Annotated in this window: 21 protein-coding genes; 19 read left to right on the top strand and 2 right to left on the bottom strand. The window is 64.1% G+C overall.

Features of this window, described 5'->3' with window-relative positions:
• Window positions 1-28: 28 nt before the first annotated feature.
• Complete coding sequence (locus AWH62_RS16420; RefSeq protein ID WP_075191567.1) at window positions 29-1,282, bottom strand: type III PLP-dependent enzyme; 1,254 nt, start codon at window positions 1,280-1,282, stop codon at window positions 29-31.
• 584 nt (window positions 1,283-1,866) lie between these two features.
• On the opposite strand from AWH62_RS16420, the gene AWH62_RS16415 reads away from it, so the two are divergent.
• From AWH62_RS16415 to AWH62_RS16345, 15 genes are all read left to right on the top strand, one after another.
• Window positions 1,867-4,674: a hypothetical protein gene (locus tag AWH62_RS16415; protein WP_075191566.1), complete on the top strand. Its 2,808-nt coding sequence runs from the start codon at window positions 1,867-1,869 to the stop codon at window positions 4,672-4,674.
• 76 nt (window positions 4,675-4,750) lie between these two features.
• Window positions 4,751-7,417, top strand: coding sequence for a TonB-dependent receptor domain-containing protein (locus AWH62_RS16410; RefSeq protein WP_075191611.1), 2,667 nt, complete (start codon window positions 4,751-4,753; stop codon window positions 7,415-7,417).
• Window positions 7,418-7,658: 241 nt separating this feature from the next.
• Window positions 7,659-8,492 (top strand): type II secretion system protein N, encoded by an 834-nt coding sequence (locus AWH62_RS16405; protein ID WP_158025656.1) that lies wholly within the window; start codon window positions 7,659-7,661, stop codon window positions 8,490-8,492.
• A complete protein-coding gene (gene gspD / locus AWH62_RS16400) occupies window positions 8,489-10,450 on the top strand; it encodes a type II secretion system secretin GspD (protein ID WP_075191564.1) in 1,962 nt (653 codons plus the stop codon). Before AWH62_RS16405 ends, gspD begins: the two co-directional genes overlap by 4 nt.
• Window positions 10,443-11,966 carry a type II secretion system ATPase GspE gene (gene gspE, locus AWH62_RS16395; RefSeq protein WP_075191563.1) on the top strand — a complete coding sequence of 508 codons (1,524 nt, stop codon included), beginning with the start codon at window positions 10,443-10,445 and terminating at the stop codon, window positions 11,964-11,966. The genes gspD and gspE overlap by 8 nt, the downstream gene beginning before the upstream one ends.
• Entirely contained in the window at window positions 11,953-13,188 is a 1,236-nt protein-coding gene (gene gspF, locus AWH62_RS16390) for a type II secretion system inner membrane protein GspF (protein WP_075191562.1), read from the top strand. Before gspE ends, gspF begins: the two co-directional genes overlap by 14 nt.
• 10 nt (window positions 13,189-13,198) lie before the next feature.
• The gene (gspG, locus tag AWH62_RS16385; RefSeq protein ID WP_075191561.1) at window positions 13,199-13,663 is read left to right on the top strand and encodes a type II secretion system major pseudopilin GspG; all 465 of its coding nucleotides are present in this window, start codon (window positions 13,199-13,201) and stop codon (window positions 13,661-13,663) included.
• Window positions 13,663-14,178 carry a GspH/FimT family pseudopilin gene (locus tag AWH62_RS16380; RefSeq protein WP_075191560.1) on the top strand — a complete coding sequence of 172 codons (516 nt, stop codon included), beginning with the start codon at window positions 13,663-13,665 and terminating at the stop codon, window positions 14,176-14,178. Before gspG ends, AWH62_RS16380 begins: the two co-directional genes overlap by 1 nt.
• A 1-nt stretch (window position 14,179) precedes the next feature.
• On the top strand, window positions 14,180-14,548 hold the full coding sequence (gspI, locus tag AWH62_RS16375) for a type II secretion system minor pseudopilin GspI (RefSeq protein ID WP_075191610.1): 369 nt from the start codon (window positions 14,180-14,182) through the stop codon (window positions 14,546-14,548).
• Window positions 14,545-15,216 carry a type II secretion system protein GspJ gene (locus tag AWH62_RS16370; RefSeq protein ID WP_075191559.1) on the top strand — a complete coding sequence of 224 codons (672 nt, stop codon included), beginning with the start codon at window positions 14,545-14,547 and terminating at the stop codon, window positions 15,214-15,216. The genes gspI and AWH62_RS16370 overlap by 4 nt, the downstream gene beginning before the upstream one ends.
• A complete protein-coding gene (gene gspK, locus AWH62_RS16365) occupies window positions 15,213-16,214 on the top strand; it encodes a type II secretion system minor pseudopilin GspK (RefSeq protein ID WP_075191558.1) in 1,002 nt (333 codons plus the stop codon). Before AWH62_RS16370 ends, gspK begins: the two co-directional genes overlap by 4 nt.
• A complete protein-coding gene (gene gspL / locus AWH62_RS16360) occupies window positions 16,211-17,431 on the top strand; it encodes a type II secretion system protein GspL (protein ID WP_075191557.1) in 1,221 nt (406 codons plus the stop codon). Before gspK ends, gspL begins: the two co-directional genes overlap by 4 nt.
• Window positions 17,428-17,925: a type II secretion system protein M gene (locus AWH62_RS16355; RefSeq protein ID WP_075191556.1), complete on the top strand. Its 498-nt coding sequence runs from the start codon at window positions 17,428-17,430 to the stop codon at window positions 17,923-17,925. The genes gspL and AWH62_RS16355 overlap by 4 nt, the downstream gene beginning before the upstream one ends.
• A complete protein-coding gene (gene gspN, locus AWH62_RS16350; RefSeq protein ID WP_075191555.1) occupies window positions 17,925-18,659 on the top strand; it encodes a type II secretion system protein N in 735 nt (244 codons plus the stop codon). The genes AWH62_RS16355 and gspN overlap by 1 nt, the downstream gene beginning before the upstream one ends.
• The gene (locus AWH62_RS16345; protein ID WP_143743114.1) at window positions 18,643-19,170 is read left to right on the top strand and encodes a hypothetical protein; all 528 of its coding nucleotides are present in this window, start codon (window positions 18,643-18,645) and stop codon (window positions 19,168-19,170) included. Before gspN ends, AWH62_RS16345 begins: the two co-directional genes overlap by 17 nt.
• Here AWH62_RS16345 and AWH62_RS16340 read toward each other — a convergent pair.
• Window positions 19,167-19,649 carry an A24 family peptidase gene (locus AWH62_RS16340; protein WP_075191553.1) on the bottom strand — a complete coding sequence of 161 codons (483 nt, stop codon included), beginning with the start codon at window positions 19,647-19,649 and terminating at the stop codon, window positions 19,167-19,169. The genes AWH62_RS16345 and AWH62_RS16340 overlap by 4 nt on opposite strands.
• A 68-nt stretch (window positions 19,650-19,717) precedes the next feature.
• On the opposite strand from AWH62_RS16340, the gene phnC reads away from it, so the two are divergent.
• From phnC to AWH62_RS16315, 4 genes are all read left to right on the top strand, one after another.
• Window positions 19,718-20,512 (top strand): phosphonate ABC transporter ATP-binding protein, encoded by a 795-nt coding sequence (gene phnC / locus AWH62_RS16335; RefSeq protein ID WP_075191552.1) that lies wholly within the window; start codon window positions 19,718-19,720, stop codon window positions 20,510-20,512.
• Window positions 20,512-22,551 (top strand): phosphonate ABC transporter, permease protein PhnE, encoded by a 2,040-nt coding sequence (gene phnE, locus AWH62_RS16660; RefSeq protein ID WP_083635276.1) that lies wholly within the window; start codon window positions 20,512-20,514, stop codon window positions 22,549-22,551. The genes phnC and phnE overlap by 1 nt, the downstream gene beginning before the upstream one ends.
• 240 nt (window positions 22,552-22,791) lie before the next feature.
• Window positions 22,792-23,991, top strand: coding sequence for an OprO/OprP family phosphate-selective porin (locus AWH62_RS16320; protein ID WP_075191551.1), 1,200 nt, complete (start codon window positions 22,792-22,794; stop codon window positions 23,989-23,991).
• 57 nt (window positions 23,992-24,048) lie between these two features.
• Window positions 24,049-25,104, top strand: coding sequence for a substrate-binding domain-containing protein (locus tag AWH62_RS16315; RefSeq protein ID WP_075191608.1), 1,056 nt, complete (start codon window positions 24,049-24,051; stop codon window positions 25,102-25,104).
• Window positions 25,105-25,135: the final 31 nt, after the last annotated feature.

Genomic DNA, 25,135 nt, shown 5'->3' with positions numbered 1-25,135 from the left:
CCGGGCCCGTGTCAGCGGACCCGATTGATCAGGCGCGTCGTTTCAGACGCGGGCGGCGCCGGCGGGCGCGGGCAAAATTGATGACCTTGGCGTCATCGTCTTCGGCTTGGTCAGGCTGGGCTTCGAACATAGACGGCCACGGCATATCCTCAACCGCCACGCGTTCGATTGTGCCGAAACCGTTGAAATCCGTGGCCAGCGCGGTGCCATAGGCGCCGAGCATGCCGATCTCGATAACGTCGCCCTCACGGATGTCGGCCGGAAGTTCGAACGGGCCGGGAATGGCGTCCAGGCTGTCACAGGTCGGTCCGAAAAAGCGGAAGGACGCGGTCTGTTCGCCGGCCTCGTCGCGTGGCCCGCTGGCGCGGGGACGATGCAGGCGGACCGGGAAGGGCCATTTCGCATGCGCCGCGTCGAACAGGCGGCCATAGGCGCCGTCATTGAGATAAAGGGCGTCACCCTTGCGCAGCTCGACGCGTGTGAGGACCGACTCGGCCTCGGCCACCAGGGCCCGGCCGGGTTCGCACCACAGGTCCGCGTTTTCCAGCACCATCATCTCTTCGAAGGCGTCTTCGATGGCGGTGATGTAGTCGTCCATGCGCGGCGGCACCATGCCCGGATAGATCGAGGGGAAGCCGCCACCGACATCGACAATGTCGACGGTGACACCGGCCTGCACAATCAGGCGGCTCGCTTCCAGCATGGCTGAACGATAGGCGGAGGGCTGCATGCACTGGCTGCCGACATGGAAGCTGACACCCAGCTCAAAGGCATGGGCGCGCGCCTTGCGGATCAGCTCGGCGGCCTCATAGGCGGGCACGCCGAACTTGCCGGCCAGCGAGAACATCGCCCCGTCATTGGACACGGCCAGGCGGACGATCAGTGTGACGTCGTCAGCGTGATTGGTCTCTTCCAGGATCTTGGCCAGCTCGGCTTCGCAATCGAGCGCAAAGATCCGCACGCCGAACTCGTAATAGGCACGACGGATCGACTCGCGGCTTTTCACCGGATGCAGGAAGGCCATGCGGCTGTCGGGACAATGCTCCGCCACCAGCTGGATTTCCGGAATCGAGGCGACGTCGAAGAAGCGCGTGCCGGCCTTGTGCAACGCCTGGAGAATCCACGGCGCCGGGTTGGCTTTGACAGCGTAGAGGACTTCGCCCGGGAAATTGTCCTGGAACCAGCGCCCTGCTTCGGCAACGCGGTCCGGACGTACACAGACGACCGGACTTTCTACGTGCCGCGAACGGACCAGGTCCAGGGGAGTATGGTACGTGTGCAATTCACGTGACCCCCTGTTAGCAGTTAACCCAATCCGGCATCGTCACCTCCGCCGGGAAAAGCGCGATTAAAGTCAATTTCCGGGTGTGTAAAGCGGGAAATTTGCGGCGGCTGAATTTTCGTATCGGCATGGCGGTCTCCCTCTGCGGAGTGGCGCACTTTGCGGATCGGATCCGTGATCCTGGACGGTCGCGCATCGCTACCGGTTAGGCAAGCCCGCAAAATAATTCCGTATCCGGATCAAAGAAAAGGAGTGCTCTGTTCAGTATAATGTTTCGGCATTTTCCGAATTGACTGTAAACGAAGCGTTACATTCCGCAATGTCACAAAAATTTCAAACGTCAATGCTTCGTTTGTGGCGGAATTGCCACCGTGGTGATTTTCTCAACATGGACAGCATCTAGCGGGTCATGACCCTCCCTGTCCCCAGTGCTGGTAGGCCCGCCGTGTCGCATCCGGTCCTGAATCAGAACTGCAGTGTCATGCAGCCGTAACAATGCTGATGTTTACCCGCCTCCCGAGTGATCGGGGCGGAACGGGTCCCCTCGGTCGTCGCTGAAATTCATCCTTTCCCGGGGGACTTCCATGTCGGTGAAGCAAAACTTTCGCAAGCTCCTGCTTGTGTCCATTTCCTGCGCGTTTTTCGCGGCGTGCGCGGATACATCCATCTCCTCGCCAGGCAATACCAATGTCGGCACGCCTCCGGGCACCGGCGGCGGTGGTGGTGGCGGTAGCCAGACCACGATCGATCTGATCCCGGCCGGCGGCTGCGGCACCGGCTCGGTTCGCGAGACGTCTGTCACCAATGGCGACATCACGATCAATGCCTGTGAGATCACCGGTAACATCACGTCCAACACGACGATCGCGGCCAATGCCGGCGTGATCATCACCGGTCCGGTCTTTGTCGGTGTTGATGGCGGTGGTTCGGCGACGCTGGAAATCGGCGCGGGCGCGACCCTGTTCGGTGCGGCCGGTTCTGACTACCTGGTCGTTTCCCGCGGCTCGCGCATCGAAGCGGTCGGTACCTCGGACTCGCCGGTCGTCTTCACCTCGCGCCAGGACATTGAAGGCACGGCTGCACCGCTTGACCGCGGTCAGTGGGGCGGCCTGATCATCAACGGTTTCGCGCCGATCAATGCCTGTATCGATGGTACGGCTGCCGGTGGCTCTGCCGATTGTGAAAAGTCGGGCGAAGGCTCTTCCGGCCTGTTCGGCGGCGACAATCCGGCCGACAATTCGGGCATCCTGCGCTACGTCCAGGTCCGCTATGCCGGCTTCCTGATCAACAATGAAGACGAGCTCAACGGCATTGCCTTCCAGGGCGTCGGTTCGGGCACCGAAGTCGACTACGTCCAGGTCTCGAACAATGCCGACGACGGCGTCGAGATGTTCGGCGGTACGGTGGATGTCAGCCACCTGGTCCTCACCAACATCCGTGACGACAGCTTCGATTACACCGATGGCTGGATCGGCCGCGCCCAATTCGTCCTCGTCCGTCAGTCCGGCGACGATGCCGACCAGGGCTTCGAGTTCGACAATCGCGGTTCCAACAACACCCTGCTGCCGCGCTCCAACCCGCGCATCTCCAACTTCACCCTGATCGGTGAACGCGGTGCTGCCGAGTCGGATGACGGCATGCTGATCCGCGCCGGTACCGCCGGTGAGTTCTACAACGGCATCGTGGTCGACTTTGGCGAGCAGTGCCTCGACATCGACGACACCGAGACCTTTGATCGTATCGGCGCCTCCGGTGCCGCTGGCGATGAAGACCTCATCATGCAGTCCATCGTTCTCGATTGTACCGAGAACTTCGCGGAAGCCGCCGGCGACCCGGTCGACATCTCGACCTGGTTCCTCGGTCAGCCCAACAATGCCGAGATCGACAATTCCATGTCCGGCGTGTTCCCGGGCCCGGTCGAGCAGGCCGTGACGGCCTTCGACATCAATGGTCTCGACAGCTGGTTCACCGATGTCGACTATATCGGTGCCTTCTCGGGAGCAGAGACTGCGGCCTCGAACTGGGCTGCCGGCTGGACCTTCAACCTGTTTGCCGATCCGGGCTGTCCGACGGGCACCACGGAATCGGTCGAAATCATCGACGGCCAGCGCATCTGCCAGATCTCCGGCAATGTGACGTCCGATCTGCACCTGACCCGTGGCTCGATGTATGAGCTCATCGGACCGGTCTTCGTCGGCGTTGACCGCGGCCCCGATCCGGCCAGCCCGCTGCCGTCCGGCATCGAAGTCGAGCTGACCATCGATCCGGGTGTCACCGTCTTCGGTTCGGCCGGTTCCGACTATATCGTCGTTACCCGCGGTTCCACGATCCGCTCGAACGGCACCCGTACCGCACCGGTCACGCTGACCTCGCGTTCGGATGTCGAGGGCACGGTTGGCGCCAATGACCGCGGTCAGTGGGGCGGCCTGATCCTCAATGGTCGCGCACCGATCAATGCCTGTATCGATGGTACGGCAACCGGCGGCACGGTCGATTGTGAAAAGTCGGGTGAAGGTTCTTCGGGCCTGTTCGGTGGCGCCACGCCGACCGATGACTCGGGCAATATCTTCTACACCCGCCTGCAGTACGCCGGCTTCCTGATCAACAATGAAGACGAGCTCAACGGCATTGCCTTCCAGGCCGTCGGTTCGGGCACCGAAGTCGACTACGTCCAGGTCCACAACAATGCCGATGACGGCGTCGAAATGTTCGGCGGCGCGGTCGATGTGAGCCACCTGGTCCTGACCGGTATCCGCGATGACAGCTTCGACTACACCGATGGCTGGGTTGGTCGCGCTCAGTTCGTGATCGTTTCCCAGTCTGGCGACGACGCCGACCAGGGCTTCGAGTTCGACAATCGCGGTTCCAACAACACCCTGCTGCCGCGCTCCAACCCGCGCATCTCCAACTTCACCCTGATCGGTGAACGCGGTGCAGCTGAATCGGACCAGGGCATGCTGCTCCGGGCCGGTACGGCGGGCGAGCTCTACAACGGCATCGTGGTCGACTTCGGCGAGGATTGCCTCGACATCGACGATCAGGAAACCTTCGACCGTATCGGCGCCTCCGGTGCCGCTGGCGACGAAGACATCATCATGCAGTCGATCGTTCTCGACTGTACGACGAACTTCGATGAGAGCGCCGGTGACACCACCGATCTCTCGACCTGGTTCCTCGGTCAGGCCAACAATGCCGAGATCACCCACACGATGACGGGCTATGCCTTCATCCCGGGGAATGCCGGTGTCGTGCCGGGTGCGACCGAACAAGCGGTCACCGCCTTCGACATCAATGGTCTCGACAGCTGGTTCGTCGACGTCGACTACATCGGCGCCGTCGAGGATGCCAACGACACCTGGTACCAAGGCTGGACCTTCCGCCGCACGCAGTAACGCAACCGCCTGACCCGGTCGGCCTTCGGGCCGGCCGGAGACGGTGTCTGTCAATCGCAGTCACATGGTGATGAAGATGAAAACCACACGATTTGCGCTCTCGGCTGCGTTGCTGGCGTCCACGACGCTCGTGCCGGTCGGGGCCCTCGCCCAGGACAATGATGAAGATGTCATCGAAGTCCGCTTCCAATACATTCCTGATGACCGCCGGGTGACGTCGGAAGTCGCCGCCTCGCTGTCGATCGACGACTTCGAAACCACGGGTGACGGCGATCTCGCCGCGGCCCTGGTCCGGGTCACCGGCCTGTCCACGACGGGCGGCCGTTTCGTGATCGTTCGCGGTCTCAACGAGCGCTATTCCAACACGCTCCTCAACGGGTCGCCGATGCCGTCGCCGGAACCTTTCCGCCGTGCAGCTCCGCTCGACCTCCTGCCGACCAACGTGCTGTCAAACGTCCTCGTCCAGAAGACGTTCTCGCCGGAATTCCCGGGTGAGTTCGGCGGCGGCGTGATCGGCATCGAAACCGCCACCCTGCCGGACGACCGCTTCTTCAGCGTCTCGATCAGCGCCAGCGGCGATACGGTCACAACCGGCAATCACGGCCTGACCTATGGCGGTTCCGACACCGATTGGCTGGGCTATGATGACGGTCTGCGCGACATGCCGACTGAACTGGCCGCCATTTTCGACACGACCCGCGTCGGCAACAACCTGCCGGCCGACCAGCAACAGGCGATCGGCCGCTCGCTGGTCAATTCCGAGCTCTGGGTTGTCCAGGAAATCGACACCGACGCTAATGGCTCGATCTCCTTCGAAGCCGGCGAGCGGTTCGACTTCGACAATTTCTCGCTCGGCATTCTGGCATCGGCTTCCTATTCCAACGATTGGGAAACCCGTGAAGGCCAACGCGGCAAGGGTGCCATCGGCGCCGGCGACGAGCTGATCTATGAAAACGGTCCGCCCAGCGAAGACCGCACCGGTCTGGCCCCGCTTGGCGAAGGCATCAACAACTTCTACGGCACCGAAAACCGGATCGAGGCCTCCGGCCTTCTGTCTGTCGGCGTCGATTTCTACAATGACCACTCCATCTCCTTCATGACGATGGCGCTTCGTTCGACCTCGAAAGAGGCCCGTATCGAAGAGCAGTACAATGCCGGTTCGGCCGCCGTTGTGCGTGGTGACTACACCGAGTGGTTCGAGCGTCAGGTCCTGTTCAACCAGCTTCGCGGTGAACACCTGTTCGAAAGCCTGGGTGGCCTGTCTCTCGACTGGCGTCTGTCCGACGCCACGGCGACCCGCGATGCGCCCTATCAGCGCTTCGTGAACTACCAGTATGAAGTCGTTCCGCAGACCTACCGGTATGAAGGCGACATCAACGACAACTTCACGCGTTTCTCGGAAATCGAGGACAATACGCAGGACGCCGGTTTCGACCTTGCCCTGCCAGTGTCCTTCGGGGGCCTGGATGCCGAGCTGAAAGCCGGCTACTCCAACACCTCCCGCGAGCGTGATGCCTATACGCGCCAGTTCGCTTTCGAACAGGGTTCGGACGGCATCCCGGCGGATCTCCTGTTCTCGCGCATCGATTATATCTTTGCCGAGCAGAACATCGTCGACTCGCGTCTGCGTCTGGTTGAAACGGGCGGCCTGACTTTCCCGGAAGCCTATAACGGGACCCTGCACGTCGAAGCCTATTATGCCGGCGTCGATGTTGGCCTGACGGATTTTGTCCGTGCGGCTGTGGGTGCGCGTTTTGAAGAGGGCGTGCAAAAAGTCGACACCTTTGCCTTCCCGGCAAATGCGGCGGACAGCGGCCTGCTCGAAACCCGGATCGGCGAGGACTACGTCCTTCCGGCCCTGACCCTGACCTGGACCTTCGCTGACAATCTTCAGCTTCGTACCGGTTATTCCCAGTCGATCGCCCGCCCGCAATTCCGCGAGCTGGCCTTCGCCGAATTCTTCAACACCGATACGGACCAGCGTTTCCAGGGCAACCCGTTCTTGGTCAATACCGAGATCGAGAGCTACGATGCTCGCCTGGAATACTATTTCGGTCGTGACCAGTTCGTCACGGTCGGCGCCTTCTACAAGGTGCTGGAAAACCCGGTCGAGGAATACATCATCCCGATCGGTGACGGGCTGAACACCTCCTTCATCAACGCACCGGAAGCGACGTTGACGGGCGCCGAGTTCGAGTTCGAGAAGTCCTTCGACTTCTCGGGTCGCTGGGACACGCCGTTCTTCAATGACCGTGAGTGGTTCATCAAGACGAACTACACCTACATCCAGTCGGAAGTGACGGCGGATGGCACGGTGACGATTGCCCAGGGTGCCTTTGGCCGCCCGACGGCGATCGAGCTGAACGCCGCTGGTTTCGTGGAAGATGGCCGGGCCCTGCAAGGCCAGTCGGAACACCTGTTCAACCTGCAGGTCGGTTTCGAAACCTTCGACGGTCGCGCTCGCGGCGCCCTGCTCTACAACTACACGGGTGAACGTTCGCGCGCCGTGGCCAACCTGTCCGATAATCTCCCCGAGATTACCGAACAGCTGCCGGCTTCGCTCGACTTCGTCTACTCCCGCACCCTCGATCTGGGCGGGAATGACTGGGACTTCGGTTTCTCCGTCCGCAATATCCTGGGCGAGAATTATGAAGCCACCCAGTCTGCCGGCGGCGTTGAACTGCCGGTCGACACCTATGATATCGGGACCTCGCTGAGCCTTTCGGTCAGCCGGACCTGGTAGCCAATGAAGACGGGGCGGACCGGCTGGTTCGCCCCGTTTTTTCACAACCCGACGATTAACCGCGAAACGTCGTAAAACTAACGGCGAACCGTCGTAAAACTGACGTACAGCGCGTGTATCCGGGACCGATCCCGATGAAGCAGGCGCGCTCGGCGTGCCCGGCCCCGGGACATGCAAACGGGCGCTGGAAGCGATGACGCATACGCGGACAATGGGGCAGGTACGGGAGCGCCGGACAGGTGTGCCCGCAACGGTCCGTCTCGCTATCCGCCTGGCTGAATTCCTCCTCCTGGTCGCACTGTGCTTCGTTGCCGCCCGTCTGATCTGGCTGATTGCCTTTGGCGCGAGCGCCAGTGATTTCGAGCAGGACAGCCTCGATCGCCGCGCCGGCACCGTGGCGGCCGGCAGCTATGTCGCCGACATGTCGCGGCTGCGCGATGCCAGCCTGTTCACCGATCCGCGCACCGCGGCGGTAGACCCCGCCATACCGGCCGAAATCCCTGAAACCCGGCTCGCCCTGGTGTTGCGCGGTGTGCGCCGCGGCGCCACGGCCGAGGCCGGCGGCGCGATCATCCAGACGCCGGACAACCGCCAGCGCTTCTTTCGCGTCGGCGCGGAAATTCTCGACGGTGTGACGTTGGAAGCCGTGCTGGTCGATCATGTCCGCATCTCGCGCCGCGGCATTGCCGAAGTGCTCTACCTGCGCGCCGAGGACGCCGCCGCGGCCCGTGCCGCTGCAGACCCGGCCGGGTCGGCACGCACGGCCCCGTCGGTCAACGCTCCCGTGGCCGACCGTCGAGGCCGGGTCGAAGATGTGGCCGGCCTGTTCCAGGTGCGCGGCCTCTACAGCGGCGAAACATTGACCGGCTACCGCATCGAGGGCGGCAATGAGGCCATGCTCTCGGTGCTCGGCTTGCGGGTCAGCGATGTCGTGACCGCGATCGAAGGTCGGCCGGTATCTGCCATCGAAGACCTTTCCGGCCTGCTCGATCGTGAGGACGGCCGCGAGTCCATCCAGTTTTCCATTTCCCGGGGCGGCCTGCCCCTGACCATTTCGAGGACACTTCCGCAATGACCCTGTCTGCGAAACATGCCCTGACGGCGCTGTGCGCCCTGATCGTCCTCGCCACCATGCCGACCGCCCAGGTCCAGGCCCAGGACAGTGTGGTCAATTTCAACCAGGCCGAAATCCAGGCCGTCATCGACGATGTTTCGGCGGTGACCGGCTATACATTCATCGTCGACCCCAATGTGCGCGGCCGGGTCACCATCACCTCCCAGGCACCGCTGACCGCCGACCAGTATTTCCAGGTCTTCCTGTCGACCATGCGGGTGCACGGCTACACCGTCGTGCCGACCGCTTCCGGTGCCTATCAGATCGTGCCCGGGCAGGCCGGTGCCCGCTCCGCCAATCCGGTCAATGCCGACCTGCGCGGTGACCAGTTCGCAACCGCCGTGGTCCGCCTCAACCACATCGCCTCACGCGATGCACTGGCCGTTGTGCGGCCGCTGGTCGGCACCGAAGGCAGCGTCAATGCCACCGAGACCGGCAATGTGCTGGTGATGGTCGATTATGCCGAGAATATTTCCCGCCTGCGCCAGGTCATCCGCGATCTCGATCGTGACACCTCGGTCGTTGAGATGGTCGAGCTGACCAATGTCTCCGCCGCCGACATGACCCGCATCCTGCAGCAGATGCGCACCCGGTCCGGCGTTGGCGAGGATGAGACCCTGTTCAATGTCGCCATCGCCCCGATCCCGGCCTCCAACACCGTGTTGCTGCGCGGCAATCGCCAGGCGATCGATCGGATGATGGCGCTGGTGCGCCGGGTCGACAGTGTCAGCCAGTCCAATCAGAGCTTCCGCGTCATTTATCTCAGCCACGCCAATGGCGAGGACCTGCTGCCGATATTGCAGCAAGTGGTCGACACCATGGCGTCGACAGATGGCGTCACGCGGTCGCCGTCGGTCTCGCACCACGCACCCACCAATTCGGTCGTGATCAATGCCGAGCCGGATGTGCAGCGCCAGCTCGAACTGGTGATCCGCCAGCTCGATATCCGCCGCCCGCAAGTCCTGGTCGAGGGCATTATCGTGGAGATGTCGGACACCACCGCACATGAACTCGGCGTCCAGATGCTGCTGGCCGGTGGAGATGGCGACGCGCCGATTGCGATGACGCGCTTTTCCTCCAACAATCCCGACCTGCTCGCGCTGACCGGTGCCGTGACCTCGCCCGGCGATGATGACAGCGATCTCAATACCACGCTGCGCCAGGCCGCGATCAACTCCCTGCTCGGCGCGACTGGCGGGACGCTGGGTTTTGGCGGTCAGAATGGCAGTGGCAACCTGTTCGGCCTGGTGCTGAACGCGGTCGAGCGCGATGTGAATTCCAACGTGCTCGCGACGCCCTCCATCCTCGCCCTCGACAATGAGGAAGCCTATTTCCTCTCCGGCCAGGAAATCCCGGTCACCACGGGTGAGGCGCTCGGCTCCAACAATACCAACCCGTTCCGCACGGTCGACCGCGAGGAAGTCGGTGTGAAGCTGTCGGTCGTGCCGCAGATCACCGAAGGCAATACGGTCCGCCTCCACATCGTGCAGGAAGTCTCTTCGGTGGCCGGCACGGTCAATGCCGCCTCGACCGACCTGATCACCAACAAGCGGGAAATCTCGACCACGGTTCTGGCCGACAATGGCGAGATCATCGTGCTCGGCGGCCTGATCCGCCAGGAGGACGAGGAGACCAATTCCGGGGTGCCGGGTCTCAGCCGCGTGCCGGGTGTGGGGCGCCTGTTCCGCTCGGAAGGCACGACCAGCCGCCGCACCAATCTGATGGTCTTCATCCGTCCCACCATCATCCGTTCGGAAGCCGATATGCGGGCGCTGACCGAGAACCGCTATGATTTCATCCGCAGCGAACAGATGGCCGGCAGCGAAAGCGGCACCAGCTCGCTGGAGTCCATCGTCGAGATGATGATGGTCGAGATGGATCAGGCCTCGGCTGCCAGTGCGGAGACGGCGGGTGACTGAGACCGCTGATACCGCCACCGATCGCAGCCCGGTCACCTACTCCTTCGCGCGCCAGAAAGGTGTGGCCTTCCAGCCCGAAAGCCCGAGCGGTGAGGCCGCGGCCTTCCTGCTGCGCAGCGGGGCGGACCGGCGCGCGCTTCTGGAATTGCGACGGGTTGTCGGGCGGACCTGCCCGGTGCGCGAGCTGGCGGCTGAGGTCTATGACCGGACCCTGTCTGACCTCTATGCCTATTCCGGCCTGGGTTCCGATGCCATCGACAGTGCCGAAGAGGGCGATGACAGCCTGACCCGCCTGATCGACGAAATGCCGCGCACCGAAGACCTTCTGGACAGTGACAGCGATGCGCCGATCATCCGCCTGATCAATGGCATGATCGCTGAAGCCGTCCGTACCGCCGCGTCCGACGTTCATGTTGAACCCTTCGAGGACCGCGTCTCGATCCGCTACCGGGTTGACGGGGTGATGCACGAAACCGCCTCCGTGCCGCCACGCCTGGCACCGCCCCTGGTGTCGCGGATCAAGGTCATGGCCCGGCTCGACATTGCCGAAAAACGCATCCCCCAGGATGGCCGCCTGTCGATCACGCTGGGCGGGCAATCGGTCGATGTCCGTGTCTCCACCCTGCCGTCGCGTCATGGCGAGCGGGTCGTCCTGCGCCTGCTCGACAATTCTGCGGCGCGCTTCCGGCTCGAGGATCTGGGCATGCCGGCGGCCATGCTGGTCGATCTGCGCAAGGCGCTGGCCCAGCCCAATGGCATCATCCTGGTGACCGGTCCGACCGGGGCCGGCAAGACCACCACGCTTTATGCCGGGCTCAACCTGCTCAATGAGGAAACCCGCAACATCCTCACGGTCGAGGACCCGGTCGAATACGCCATTGACGGGATCGGCCAGACCCAGGTCAATGCCAAGGTCGGGATGACCTTCGCCGCCGGTCTGCGCGCCATCCTGCGTCAGGATCCGGACATCGTCATGGTCGGCGAAATCCGCGATGTCGAGACCGCCCGCATCGCGGTCCAGGCCAGCCTGACCGGCCACCTCGTCCTGTCGACCGTGCACACCAATTCCGCCATCGCCGCGATTGCCCGCCTGCGTGACATGGGCGTGGAAAGCTATCTGCTCGCCTCGACCCTGACCGCGATTGTCGCCCAGCGCCTGGTGCGCCGCCTGTGCGGTCATTGCCGCGAGGCCTACACGCCGGACGCGGCCGAACTCGAATTGCTGGGACTGACCGGGCGCACCGACGTGACGCTGCACAAGCCGGCGGGTTGCAGCCGCTGCAAGCAGACCGGTTATGACGGCCGGACCGGGCTTTACGAGCTGGTCATGGTCGATGACGCCCTGCGCAAGCACATCCATGATGATGCCCGTGAGGCCGAGATGGCGGCGCATGCCTTTGCCAAGCGCCCGACCCTGTTCCGCAATGGTGTCGAGCTGGCCCTGGCCGGGACGACCAGCCTGGCCGAAGTCCTGCGGGTCTGCCGCGAGGAGGGCGAACGCCATGCCGGCGTTTGAATATGAAGCCCTCGATCCGCGCGGCAAGAAGGCGCGCGGCCTGATCACCGCCGACAGCGAGCTGGCGGCGCGCCGCGAGCTGCGCGGTCGGGCGATGGCGCCGCTCTCCATCCGCCAGGCCGAGGCCGGCCGTTCGGCGGGCTCAAGTGACAGCAACGGTCTGATGGACCGCCTGCGCCAGCAGGACTTGTCCTCGCGCGAACGCATGCTGGTGACACGCCAGCTGGCTAGCCTGCTGGGTGCCGGCATGCCGATTGCGGAAAGCCTGGGCCTGCTGGCCCAGCAGGGCGGGCGCCATCATATGCGCCGGGTCCTGATGGCGGTGCGGGCGCGGGTGTCCGAGGGTGAGCGCCTGTCCGACGCCATGCAGGCCTTCCCGAAATCCTTTCCGGCTGTCTATCGCGCCATGGTCGCGGCCGGTGAAACCTCCGGCGGGCTGGAGCTGGTTCTGGCCCGGCTGGCCGATTATCTGGAAAAGGAAGAGGCCGTCGCCAACCGGATCACCGGCGCGCTGGTCTATCCGATGGTCTTGTCCACTGTCGCCGTGGCCGTGGTTGCCCTGTTGATGACCTTCGTGGTGCCGCGCATCGCCGAGCAATTCACCGGCATGGGCATGGAGCTGCCGGCGCTGACCAATTTCATGATCGCCGCCTCCGGCGTGTTGACCGGCGGCTGGCCTTTCATCCTTGCCGGACTGGCGATCCTGGTCGTCGGCAGCGGTCTCATCCTGCGCCAGCCGGCCGCGCGCCTTGCCCTCGACGGCCTGCTCGCCCGCCTGCCGGGCCTGGGTGGTTTCCTGCGCAAGACCGAGGCGGCGCGTTTTGCCCGCACCATGGGCATTTTGATCGAAAGCGGTGCGATCCTGCCGGATGCGCTGCGTGCCGCCCGCCGGGCCAGTTCCAACCGCGCTTTCGGGATCCGGCTCGACCGGGTTCTGAGCGAAGTTGAAAGCGGCCGCGCGCTGACCGACGCGCTCAAGGCCCAGGCCTGGTTTCCGGCCCTGATGCTGTTCATGGTCGCGGCCGGCGAACGCTCCGGCGCGCTGGGGGAAATGTTCCGCCGCGCCGCCGACCAGATGGAGCAGGAGATCGACGGCACGATTGTCGTCGGCCTCAACCTGCTCGAACCCGGGATCATCCTGGTCCTGGGTCTCGTGGTGGTGGTGATCGTGCTGTCGATCCTGCTGCCCATCCTTCAACTCAACACTTTGGCCCTTGGCTAGGGAGGCGTCGATGAGCGACCCGCAAACCAACCGCAAACAGACCGGCGAGACCGACACCGATCCGGAGGCCGGTTTCTCGCTGCTCGAGATCATGATCGCCGTGGTCATCATCGGCATCATGGGCACGATCGTCCTGCTCAACGTCCTGCCGGCCCAGGACCAGGCCATGCTGCAAAAGGCGCGCACCGATATCGCGACGCTGGAACAGGCGCTCGACGCCTATCGTCTCGACATGCGGGAATATCCGTCCTCGGAAGCCGGCCTGCAGGCGCTGGTGGCACCGCCGCGCGGGGTCGATGCAGCGCGTTATCGCACCGGCGGCTATGTCCGCCGGTTGCAGGACGATCCCTGGGGCAATCCCTATCAATATGTCTATCCCGGCCAGCACGGCATGATGGATATTTACTCGCTGGGCGCCGATGGCCGCGAGGGCGGTGAGGGGCTGGATGCCGATATCGGCAACTGGCAGGGCTGATGCATGCGGGCCGGACATATCGCGCCCGCGAGGCCGGACTGTCGCTGATCGAAATCCTGGTCGGGGTGTCGATCCTGGCGACGGTTGCCTTTGCCGTGTCCCTGTCCTTCCAGCCCGCCCGGCCGCCGCTCGACGAGGCCGCCGACCGTCTTGCCGCGCGGCTGCAGGTGGCCAGCGAGGAAGCGGTAACCTCCGGTGTGCCGGTCGGTCTGGTGATTGATGATTTTGGCGCCGGTTATGCCTTCTACCGCTATGTCGACCAGCGCTGGTGGCCCTTGGCCGACCATCCGGCCCTGCGCGCCCGGCGCTTGCCCGACAATGTCCGGCTGATGGTCCGCGATGCCATGTTCACGGCCAATGAAGACGATCCGGCGGGTGCCGCTGCCGTGCCGGTGATCTGGTTTGACCCGGCCGGTCTCACCGAACCTTTCCGCCTGCGCCTCGAAACCGCTGAAGCCGCCATCGAGTTGGACTGGCAGGCCGCTGGCGGGCTGAGCCGGCGTGCGGGGCTCTGAGATGACGACGCAGCACACCGATGCCGGTTTCTCGCTGATCGAGATGATGACGGCCCTGGCAATCGTTGCGATCGCCGGCCTGGCCCTGATGAATCTGACACGCACCACGACGCAGAATACCGCCGCCGTTGAAACGCGGGCGCTCGCCGCCCTGGCGGCAGAGAACCTGCTCAACACCGAATGGCTGCGTGCCGATGCGCCGGAAGCGCGCTCGGGTCGTTATGAACTGGGCGGGGTCAGCTATGACTGGCGCACCCGTATCGCCCAGACCGGTGAAGCCGGGCTGGTGCGGATCCATATCGAGCTGACCGAAAGCGGCCAGGACCAGGTCCTTGCCTCGCTCGACACGTTCCGCCGGGTGCCGTCATGAGCGCGGTTGGCGCAAATCCACACGGCCCTGATGAGGCTGGCTTCTCGCTGACCGAAGTCCTGGTCTCGGTCTTCATCTTCGCGGTGATCGGCGTGATTTCGGTCGGCCTGATGTCGACCAGCCTCAATGCCCGGGAACAGAATTCCGGCGTGCTGGAACAGACCGGCCGGATCGACATGACGCGCACGCTGCTGCGCGAGGATCTCGGCCAGCTCGTCCTGCGCCCGGTGCGGACGGCGGATGGACGCAGCGAGGCCTTCGTTTTTGCGGGCGATGCGGATGGTATCCATGGCGCCGCCGCAACGCAGGCAAGCGCCGGTATCACGCTGCTCACCCTGACCCGTCGCGGCCGGGCCAATCCCGGCCTGTTGCGGCCGCGCTCCAGCCTGGCGCGGATCGATTATGTCCTGCGTGATGGCGATCTGGTGCGCCGGGTTTTACCCTACCCCGATGGCGGCCGTGCCGAGGCGGCCTCGGAAAGCGTGCTGTTGGCCGGGTTGGATGCGGTCGAGCTGGACTTTCTGGTCGGCGCCGCCTGGACACCGCGCATCGGCCTGCGCCCCGGCCAGACCGAGATCGCGTTGCCGCGCGCGGTCCGCCTGCGCTATGTCACGCCGCGTCTGGGGGCGATGGAACATGTCGTGCTGACGACCGAGGCGGGCGGATGAGCCTCGACGCTTCGCCCTTCGCCCACCGTGAAAGCGGCGCCTCGCTGGTCAGCGCCCTGCTGCTGGTCGCGGTGATGGCCTCGATGTCGATGATGCTGGCGGGCGAGTTGCGCGTTGCCATGCGCCGCTCGGCCAATATGGATGGGCGCGACCAGGCCTATTGGTACGCGCTCGGCGCGCGGGAATATGCCAGCGGCCTGATCGCCAATGCCATGCGCGAGCCGGCCACGGCTTTGCGCCCGGATGCGGCCTGGCTGCAGTCGGCGCGCGAGTTTCCCATTGAACGCGGGGTTTTGACCGGGCGTATCGCGGACGGAAACAATTGCTTCAATATCAACGGATTGGTGGTCGATGAGGGGCAGGGCCTGCTGGTCGCCGATGCAACCCAGCGCGGCCGGTTCGAGCGCTTGATGTCGGCCCTCGGCGTGCCGGCGACCGAAGCCGGCCGGATCGCCGCTGAAGCCAGCGACTGGATCGACAGCGACAACCGGCCGCTGCCCGGTGGCGGTGAGGATGAGCGCTATGCCGGCCTCGCCACGCCCTATCGCACTGGCAATACGCTGATGGCGGAAAGCGGGGAATTGCTTGCCCTCGCCTCGATGACGCCGACGCTCTACCGCTTGATCGAACCCCATGTCTGTGCCCGGCCGGTGGCGGCACCGCTGCCGCTCAACATCAACACCATGACCGGCGATGACTGGCCGCTGCTCGTCGCCGTGTTTGACGGTGCGCTAGGCCGCGTGGCGGTCGAAGGCATCCTGCTCAGCCGGCCGGCGGCGGGTTTTGCCAATGCCGAAGCCTTCTGGACGCTGGAGCCGGTGCAGGCTCTGACGCCCGACGCAAGTTTGCGCGAAGCGGTTGGTGTCGACACCCGGTATTTTGACGTGACTGTCGATGTCCTTCACGACGGCCAGAGCTACCGCCTGGAGGCGGTTTTCGAATGGCGCGGCGGGACCACGCTGCACCGCCTGACACAGAGATACGGATACGCCCAATGAGTCTCGACCTGATCCTCAAACCGGGACCGCAAGACAGTGTCGGCTGGTCGGTGGTGGACCGCCGCACCCAGGCGCGTCTGCGCGATGGTCGCTTGGAAGCCAGTGAAACACTCGACGCCGCCACGGTCGGCGCTGTCGATCGCACGGTGATCCTGCTGCCCGGCGAGCATGTCCATCTGTCCCGCCTTGCCATTCCGGCCCGGTCCGAGCGCGAGGCCCGGCAAGCGGCGCCCTATCTTGTCGAAGACGAGATCGCGGCACGCCTGGCCGATACGACGGTCCTGCCCGGTCCGCGCGCCGAGGATGACCAGCGCTGGGTCGCCGCCATTGATGCGGCGCTGCTGAGCCAATGGCGCGAACGGCTGGCGCCGCTGGTGGTGCGTCCGGCCTTTGTGGTGCCCGACAGCCTCGTCGCCGCCGAGCCCGGCGCTGCGCTGACGCTTTATGACCGCGGCGATGCGGTCCTGTTTGCTTATGATCCCGACATTGAAATCTCTGCCGGTCCGATCGCCGGAGCGATGGACGCGGCCCTGTTCGGCGCGGTCATCCAGCCGCTCGCCCAGGCTGCCGGCAGCGGCGAGATTGCGGTGTCGCGCTCGCTCGGCCTGACCGGGGCCAATTTCCGTGCCATCGGCCAGGGCGAGATGGATTTGCGGGCCAGCGCCATGGCGCCCGAGCGATTGTCCGCCCTGCCGCGCCTGTTCGGCGAGGCGCTGGTCTCGACGATGGACTGGTCGGCCCTGATCCGGCCCTTGCGACGCCCGGCCCTGATGGCGGCAGGCCTGCTCGTGGCCTTTTGTACGCTGCTGGGCGGCGAGACCGTTTACTTCCGGCTTCAGGCTGCCCGTTTCGAAACTGCAACGATTGCGCAGTTCAACCATGCCATTCCCGATTTCGGCCGCTCAGTGATCGCCGCCGAGGCCGAGCGCTTCCTGTCGGAACGCGTGGCACGACTGGAGGGCACGGGCAGTTCGGCCTTCTTGCAATTGCTCGCGGCGCTCGACGATCTGACTGCCGAGAGTGATCGCATCCGGATCGATCATGTCCGTTTCGACCCCACCCGGGACGCCCTGTCGGTGGGCGCGACTTACACCGATTTTTCCGATTTTGACGCTCTGAGTGCGCGCGCCGCCCGGCTTGGCCTGCGGCTCGATGATGGCGGCGCCCGCGAGGGCACGTCCGGCATTGAGGGCGAGTTTGTGGTGAGGTTGCCATGATGTCCCTGCTCAACCCGATTACCGCCTGGTGGGAAGGCCTGACCGTGCGCGAACAGGTCATGCTGGGTATCGCCGGCGCGCTGGCCGTGGTGCTCGCTGTCACCGGCTTGATCGTCCAGCCATTGATGGGCGTGCATGACCGCGCGCGCCAGGACTATGCCGCCTCGATGCGGCTTTATCGCGCGGTCGAGGCCGACGCCGACCGTTATCGGATGCTGGCCGCGGGCCAGTCCGCCAGCGACGCGCCGACCCAGTCGCTGCGGGCCGTGGTCGGTTCGCTGGCCCTGCGTCATGACATCGCCCTGGCCCGCATGGTGCCGGGCGAGGATGGTCGTCTGACGGTCAATATCGAACGCGCCGAAACCGCCGCCGTGCTGCGCTGGCTGGTCGATCTGGAGGAGCGCTATGGCGTGCGGCCACAGGCATCGAGCCTGGACCGTGTCGCCGATGGTTTCGTCTCGGCTTCCATTGTGCTCAGCCGGGGAGGGGTGTGATGTTGGCCCGGATCGCTCTTGTCCTTGGTCTCCTGCTGGTCTGGCTGATCGTGTTGATGCCACTCAAGGCGGTTGCCCTGGCAGCCGGTGGCAGCCAGGCGCTGGGCTATCGTGATGTGTTCGGCACGATCTGGCAGGGCCGCGTTTATGGCCTCACCCTCAATGGTGTGCCGGTGCGCGAGCTGGAAGTCTCGCTCGACCCGCTCGCCCTGGTGTCCGGACAGTTGGGCGGCAATTGGCGCCTTGCCGATGCCAGCCTGCGCGGCGATGGCGTGGCGCGCTTTTCGCCGGCATCGCTGGAACTGGGCGAGAGCCAGCTTGTGGTCACGCTTGACCGTCTGGGTCTGGAACCCCTGCCGGGCCTTGATCCGGCGGAGCGTGTCTTTGTCCGGCTGAGCCGGCTTGAAATTCGCGATGGCGCGTGTGTGGCCGTATCGGGCACGGCCCGCACCGGGGCCTTGATCGGGCTGGCACGGCTCTACGGTCGCGACGGTCCGGCCGTGACCGGTGAATTTGCGTGTGTTGACGACCGTCTCGTGTTGGACTGGACGGGTGCCGTGGACGGGTTGTCGCTGGACGGGCGTGTCAGCTTCCGCAGCGATGGCTATGACTGGACGGCGCGGATCGAGACCAGTTGGCCGGAACTGGTCGACGGCCTGGCATTGGCCGGCATGCAGCGCGATGGCACGGCGTGGCGGGCCGAGGGGAGTGAGCGCTATGGTCCGACGGGCTAGTTTGATCATTGCGGCAGGCCTCGGCATGCTGGCGTTGACGGCCTGCGGCGCGACGACCGGGTCGGTGTCGCGCCTGGCGCCGCCGCCGCCGGTCAACAATGTGCGCCCCGTCGAGGGTGGTGCCGAGCCGACCGCGGGTGCCTTGCCGCCGCAGAGCCTTGCCGATGGTGAGTGTGCGACCTTCTTCTGGACCGTCGATGAGGCGCATCGTTTCCTCGTCTTTGAGAACGAGACCGAGGGCTTTGCCCGGATTTTTGCCAGCGGTGCCGCACACGGTTTCTACGTGCCGCCGCGCGAGGGGGGGTATGTTTCCGGCGACGCCTATCAGCGCACCTATGTCGACACGGACCGGCAGCTCGATATCCGCCTGACCGGTGTGATCGGTGATCCGCTGGAGACCGGTTTGCGCATTGACCGGGCGGTGATGCGGGTCGAGCAACCCAATGGCCAGCGCGTCGTCATCCCGCTGCTCGGCCATTATCGCTGCCGGGCGCGCGCGGCAACGCCCTAGAAGGCCGGGAACAGGCCCGGCCCGTAGGCGCGGTGGACCCAGCCGGCAAAAAAGCCGAGCGCCAGCCAGGGTCCAAAGGGGAAGGGTTGGCCGGCATCAGGCGATTGGCGCCGGATCAAGGCGATGGCGCCGATAGCGACCAGGGCCGACAGGGCGCCGACGAGGACGATGAGCGGCAACAGCCAGCCGCCGCACCAGGCGCCGGCGGCGGCCAGGAGTTTGGCATCGCCGCGGCCCAGCCCGTCGCGCCCGCGCAGGCGGCGATAGCCGGTCTCAATGGCGACGAAACTGCCATAGCCCAGGGCGGCGCCGACGAGCGAAGCCCCGGGCGTGCCAAGAAGGATTGCATTCATCAGGATGCCGATCGCAATCAGGGGCAGGGTCCCGATGTCCGGCAGGCGCAAGCTGCGGGCATCGGTCCAGGCGAGCCAACCAAGGGCGATAATGAGGATTATGGTCGCGAGGTGAATGTGAATCATTCCCGTCCTGTCACAAAAGTGTAATACGCGTGGGCCACAAGGTCGGGACTCAATCGGGGACAGATACAATGACAGACGCCGCGCTGGCGCTCCAAGCCGAAAATCTGCGCATGACATTCGGCGAAACAAAAGCGCTCGACGATGTCAGCCTGGCTGTGAAGCCGGGCGAGATGGTTGCGCTTATTGGCCCGTCCGGTTCGGGCAAGTCGACCCTCCTGCGCGTCGCTGCGGCGCTGCAGGTTGCCGATGCCGACAGTGGCCCTGTTGCCGTGCTTGGTCGCACCATGCAGCAGCGTGGCAAGCTGTCCGGCGGTGTGCAGCGCAACCGGATCAAGCTCGGCTTCATCTTCCAGCAGTTCAACCTGGTCGGTCGCCTGTCCCTGTTCCAGAATGTGCTGGTCGGTGCGCTTGGTCGTCTGCCGACCTGGCGTGGCGTGTTCGGGATCTTCCCCAACGACGTCAAGCAGGCGGCGATGGATGCGCTAACCCGGGTCGGTGTTGAAGGCTTCGCCGCGCGCCGGGCCTCCAACCTGTCCGGCGGCCAACAGCAGCGCGGTGCCATTGCCCGGGCGCTGGTCCAGGGCGCGGAAGTCCTGTTGGCCGATGAACCGATTGCCTCGCTAGACCCGGTCTCGGCCCGCAAGGTGATGGAGACGCTGCGCGCGCTCAATCTGGACGACAAGCTGACCATCGTCGTGACCCTGCACCAGGTCGACTATGCCCAGCGCTTTTGCGATCGCATCGTTGCCCTCAACAAGGGTCGCATTGTTTATGACGGTCCGGCCGATGGCCTGTCACGCGACAAGTTGATCGAAATCTACGGCCCCGAATTCGAAACCGCTCTCGAAGGGGGAGAGGCGTGATGACAACCGTTCTGACCCAGTCTTTCCGCGGCCTCGCCAAGGTCTGCCTCCTTCTCGCCGCCCTGACCCTGGCCGCTTGTTCCGGGTCCGCCGACCAGCCGCGCTCGGCCGCCGGTGGCGCCAGCGCTGCCGACACGGCCGACGGTCCTCGCCGTGTCCTCAATTTCGGAATCATCGCGACCGAGTCTTCCTCCAACCAGGAGACCAATTGGCGTCCCTTCATCGAGGCGATGTCGGACTGGACCGGCTATGATATCGAACCCTATTACGCCTCGGACTATGCCGGCGTGATCCAGGCCATGCGCTATGACAGCGTGCAATTTGCCTGGTTTTCCAATTTCTCAGGCCTGCAGGCGGTGCGCCGGGCCGGCGGCGAGGTTTTTGCCAAGGCGACCTATCCGGATGGGTCACAAGGCTATCATTCGGTCCTTCTGGTTCCCAATGAAAGCCCGATCCAGAACCTCGACGACATTCTCGCCTGTGACGGCTCCCTCGATTTCGGCATGGGTGATCCCAACTCGACCTCCGGCTATCTCGTGCCATCGGCCTTCATTTTCGCGCCGCGCGGCATTGATCCGAACGAGTGCTACAACTCGGTCCGCAACGCCAATCACGAGGCGAATGCGGTGGCGGTCGCCAATGGCCTGATCGATGTCGGCACCAACAACACCACCAACATGATCCTGCTCGAGCGGTCGCGCCCGGACATGTATAACCGGCTGCGTGAAATCTGGCGTTCGCCGATGATCGGCACCGACCCGATCATCTGGCGCGCCGATCTCGACGTCGAGGCGAAGCAGCGCCTGCAATACTTCTTCATGAATTACGGCCGCATGGGTACGCCGGAAGAAATCGCCGAGGCGCGGGCCGTTCTCGAACCGCTTTATTTCGGGACCTTCCTGCCGGCGTCGAACGCCCATCTCGATCCGATCGTGCAGCTGGAAATCGTGCGCGACCTGACGAATGTGCGTCACGATACTGATCTGACCGACGAGGAACGGGCCAGCCGTATCGCCGAGCTGGAAGCCCGGTTGGCAGAAGTTGAAGCCGGCAATACCGGGCTGACCAGCCAGGGCAATTCCTTCGAACAGATCACCAATGAGGCCGACGGTCAGACCCGCACCGCCGAGTCGGGACCGGACTGGATGATGGGCGGTTTGCTGCTGGTCATCGCGGTTGGCGGGCTGGTGCTTTTGCTGTGGGCTTCTTCGCCACGCGGGCCGGGTCCGAAAGTGCCGCTGATGGAGCGCATTGCCAATGCGGTGATCGCCGCCGGCGTTGTCGTCGTCCTGGTCTGGAGTTTCAACTCGGCCGACATGGATCGTGCCTATCTCCTGGTTGAAAATGCCGACGATATGGGCGAGTTCATTTCCGGTTTTCTGCCGGATGACATCGCTGATGCCGGCTCGCGCGCGACCTATTGGGAAGCCTTGTCGAACGGGTTCGAGGAAGCCTTTCCGCAAATGGTGGTGACGGTGCAGATCGCCATCTGGGGTACTTTCATCGCCATTGTCTCGGCCATTCCCTTCGGCCTCTTGAGCGCTCGCAATGTGGCGCCGGGCTGGGTGGTGCAACCGGTGCGGCGATTGATGGATGTCTTCCGCTCGATCAATGAGCTGATCATCGCCCTGGTCTTCATCGCCGCGGTCGGATTGGGGCCATTGGCCGGTGTGATGGCGCTGGCGGTCCATACGACCGGCGTGTTGGCCAAATTGTTCTCGGAGGCCGTCGAGTCGATCGATCACGGGCCGGTCGAGGGTGTCCGGGCAACCGGTGCGCGGCCGATCCACGAGGTGATCTGGGCCGTGATTCCCCAGGTCGCACCGCTCTGGACCTCCTTCGGTCTTTATCGTTTCGAGTCAAATGCACGCTCGGCGACGGTGCTCGGACTCATCGGTGCCGGCGGTATTGGCCAGATCCTGTTCGAAGCCGTCCGCGCCTTTGACTATCAGCGCACGGCGGCGATCGTGATCGTGATCGTCGTGGCGGTGAGCGCGATCGACGTCATGTCGCAATTGCTGCGCAAGCGACTGACCTGATTTTACGGGGATAATCGAAAAAAGCCCGGAGCGTTGGTGCTCCGGGCTTTTTTTTGGCCGCAGGAGAATGCAACAAACCTGTCACGAGAGCATTGCAAAAGTGTCATCGAGTCCGAGTACGAGTTTTTGCGAAATATCGAATTTGTAGCAAAAGCTTCACCCAACCGACGCCCCTTTGACACATTGTGCCTATAGCGCAGCGGATCAGAGCGGCGTCCTGATGATCTCGGGACTGCCATCGTGACCGGATATTTTTTTGCGAGCACCTTCTTGGCTGCCAGCACTGCCCTTGCCCTTGCGACGACCGCAACCGCCCAAGAGGCGGATGGTTGGGAATTCGACGGCGTGCCGTCGTGGAACGATGTTGCGAGCGGCGACAGTTTCACTTTCCGCGGCCGCGTTTATCTCGACTATGGCGATATCGATTTCACCACCGGCGGTGTCCGGACCGGTTATGCCGACAGTGAGATCCGCACGGCCCGCCTCGGCGTGACCGGCACGGTAAGCGGTGTCGGTTATGTCGCTGAATTTGACCTGATCAACGACGCGGTCGCCGCCAATGATGTCTATCTGGCCTTCGATGCCGGCCCGGTCGACATCAAGATCGGTCACATGAAGACCACCAACTCGATCGAGGAGCTGACGTCCTCACGCTATATCACCTTCATGGAGCGCGGCCTCGGCACGGATTTGTTCGGCCTTGATCGCCGGGTCGGCGTCACCATGGTACACGCCGGTGATGGCTATTCGCTCAGCGTCGGCGCCTATGGCGGACGCCCGGGGGATTTGACCCAATCGGTCGCGCTGGATGACAGCTGGGCCATCTCGGCCCGTGCGACACGGACTTTCACGGTCAACGACGCCACGGTCCATCTCGGCGCCTCGGTCCGCCATCTCGACTATGGTGACGCTGGCACCCGTATCCGGGTCCGTCCGCAAACCCATATCACCGACCGGATCGTCACCGCCGACTTCCGGCCCGGCCGCGCGCTCGGCGAGGCCGACAGCGCGTTTCTCCGGGGCCTGGAGTTCGCGGCTGTGAACGGGCACTTTCACGTCACTGCAGAATGGATGGTCCAGTCGATGGACGGGCCGGCCAGCGACCCGGGTTTCGACACCCGGTTCGTCAGTTTCGGCTGGTTCCTGACCGGCGAGACACGCAGTTATTCAGCCAGATCCGGCAAGTTCGGCCGGACCCGCCCGACGACGACCATCTCGAATGGCGGTCCCGGCGCGTGGGAAATCGCGGTTCGCTTTGACCAGGCCGACCTGGACTCCGTCGCCGCCGGCGAACTCAACACCATCACCGCCGGTTTGAACTGGTATCTGGAAGACCATGTTCGGGTGATGGCCAATCTTGTCGATGGTAGGCTGTCCGTTCCCGGGGCCGCAAACACCGACGTGTCGGGTGCACAGCTTCGACTGCAATGGGATTTTTGAAACAGAGCGGGATGGTGAGGGCTGTCCCGCATCGCTTAGTGGCAAGGAATGAATGACATGAAACTTCAGGCCCAATTCGCCGCCCTGGCCGCGGTCCTCGCGATCGCCGGTGGTGCCGAGGCGCAGCAACGCGAGCAAATCCGCATTGTCGGCTCGTCCACCGTCTTTCCCTTCTCGACCGCCGTGGCCGAGAGTTTCGGAGCCAAGACCGGTCTTTCCACCCCGGTTGTGGAATCAACCGGTTCGGGCGGCGGCCTTCGCCTGTTTTGTGCCGGTGTCGGTACGGAGCATCCCGATATCGTCAATTCCTCGCGCCGCATGCACGGCTCGGAATATGAGCGCTGCCAGGACAATGGCGTGCGCGAGATCACCGAAGTGCGGATCGGCTTCGATGGCATTGTGATCGGCGCGGCTGACCGCGCTGCCGCCGACGTCGACATTTCGCTGGAGCAGGTCTGGCTGGCGCTGGCCGCCGAGGTCCCGGCGGACGACAGCTGTTCCAGCTTCATCGCCAACCCGAATGAGCGCTGGTCTGACATTGATCCGTCGCTGCCGCGCCAGCGGATCGAAGTGTTCGGCCCGCCGCCGACCTCGGGCACGCGCGACGCCTTTGTCGAGCTGGCCATGCAGGATGGTGCCCGGGAAATCGCGTGCATGGACACGCTGCGCGACAATGACCGCAACCGTTTCGAGCAGATCGCCAGCCGCATTCGTGAGGACGGCCGCTGGATTGATGCCGGTGAGAATGACAACGCCATTGTCCAGACCCTGGTCAACACGCCGACCGCCTTCGGTGTCTTCGGTTATTCCTTCCTCGATCAGAATTCCGATCGCATATCGGCTGTTTCGATCGATGGAGTCGCACCGGAGTTTGAGGCGATCGCCGACGGTAGTTATCCGGTTTCGCGCTCGCTCTTTTTCTACGTGAAGAACCAGCACGCGGCGATCATTCCCGGACTGGCCCAGTATATCGACGAATTCACCTCCGAAGATGCCTGGGGCGAGTTCGGATATCTCACCGACCGCGGTCTGATTCCGCTCCCCGATGCGGAGCGCGATGCGACCCGTGAGGCCGCCGTCAACCTGAGCGCAATGACGCAATCGCCGGAATAGGGTTTTACCCTTCGGCACAAGGAAACGGGGG

The organism is Maricaulis sp. W15 (genome assembly GCF_001924955.1).
Taxonomy (GTDB): Bacteria; Pseudomonadota; Alphaproteobacteria; order Caulobacterales; family Maricaulaceae; genus Maricaulis; species Maricaulis maris.
Note: the sequence above shows the minus strand (reverse complement) of the source record. Positions and strands in the feature narration are given on the sequence as shown.

Coding starts and splice junctions, on each gene's coding strand:
- AWH62_RS16415 (WP_075191566.1), top strand. CDS start 1,867: ATGTCGGTGAAGCAAAACTTTCGCAAGCTCCTGCTTGTGTCCATTTCC.
- AWH62_RS16410 (WP_075191611.1), top strand. CDS start 4,751: ATGAAAACCACACGATTTGCGCTCTCGGCTGCGTTGCTGGCGTCCACG.
- gspD (WP_075191564.1), top strand. CDS start 8,489: ATGACCCTGTCTGCGAAACATGCCCTGACGGCGCTGTGCGCCCTGATC.
- gspF (WP_075191562.1), top strand. CDS start 11,953: ATGCCGGCGTTTGAATATGAAGCCCTCGATCCGCGCGGCAAGAAGGCG.
- gspG (WP_075191561.1), top strand. CDS start 13,199: ATGAGCGACCCGCAAACCAACCGCAAACAGACCGGCGAGACCGACACC.
- AWH62_RS16380 (WP_075191560.1), top strand. CDS start 13,663: ATGCATGCGGGCCGGACATATCGCGCCCGCGAGGCCGGACTGTCGCTG.
- gspI (WP_075191610.1), top strand. CDS start 14,180: ATGACGACGCAGCACACCGATGCCGGTTTCTCGCTGATCGAGATGATG.
- AWH62_RS16370 (WP_075191559.1), top strand. CDS start 14,545: ATGAGCGCGGTTGGCGCAAATCCACACGGCCCTGATGAGGCTGGCTTC.
- gspK (WP_075191558.1), top strand. CDS start 15,213: ATGAGCCTCGACGCTTCGCCCTTCGCCCACCGTGAAAGCGGCGCCTCG.
- gspL (WP_075191557.1), top strand. CDS start 16,211: ATGAGTCTCGACCTGATCCTCAAACCGGGACCGCAAGACAGTGTCGGC.
- AWH62_RS16355 (WP_075191556.1), top strand. CDS start 17,428: ATGATGTCCCTGCTCAACCCGATTACCGCCTGGTGGGAAGGCCTGACC.
- gspN (WP_075191555.1), top strand. CDS start 17,925: ATGTTGGCCCGGATCGCTCTTGTCCTTGGTCTCCTGCTGGTCTGGCTG.
- AWH62_RS16345 (WP_143743114.1), top strand. CDS start 18,643: ATGGTCCGACGGGCTAGTTTGATCATTGCGGCAGGCCTCGGCATGCTG.
- AWH62_RS16340 (WP_075191553.1), bottom strand. CDS start 19,649: ATGATTCACATTCACCTCGCGACCATAATCCTCATTATCGCCCTTGGT.
- phnC (WP_075191552.1), top strand. CDS start 19,718: ATGACAGACGCCGCGCTGGCGCTCCAAGCCGAAAATCTGCGCATGACA.
- phnE (WP_083635276.1), top strand. CDS start 20,512: ATGACAACCGTTCTGACCCAGTCTTTCCGCGGCCTCGCCAAGGTCTGC.
- AWH62_RS16315 (WP_075191608.1), top strand. CDS start 24,049: ATGAAACTTCAGGCCCAATTCGCCGCCCTGGCCGCGGTCCTCGCGATC.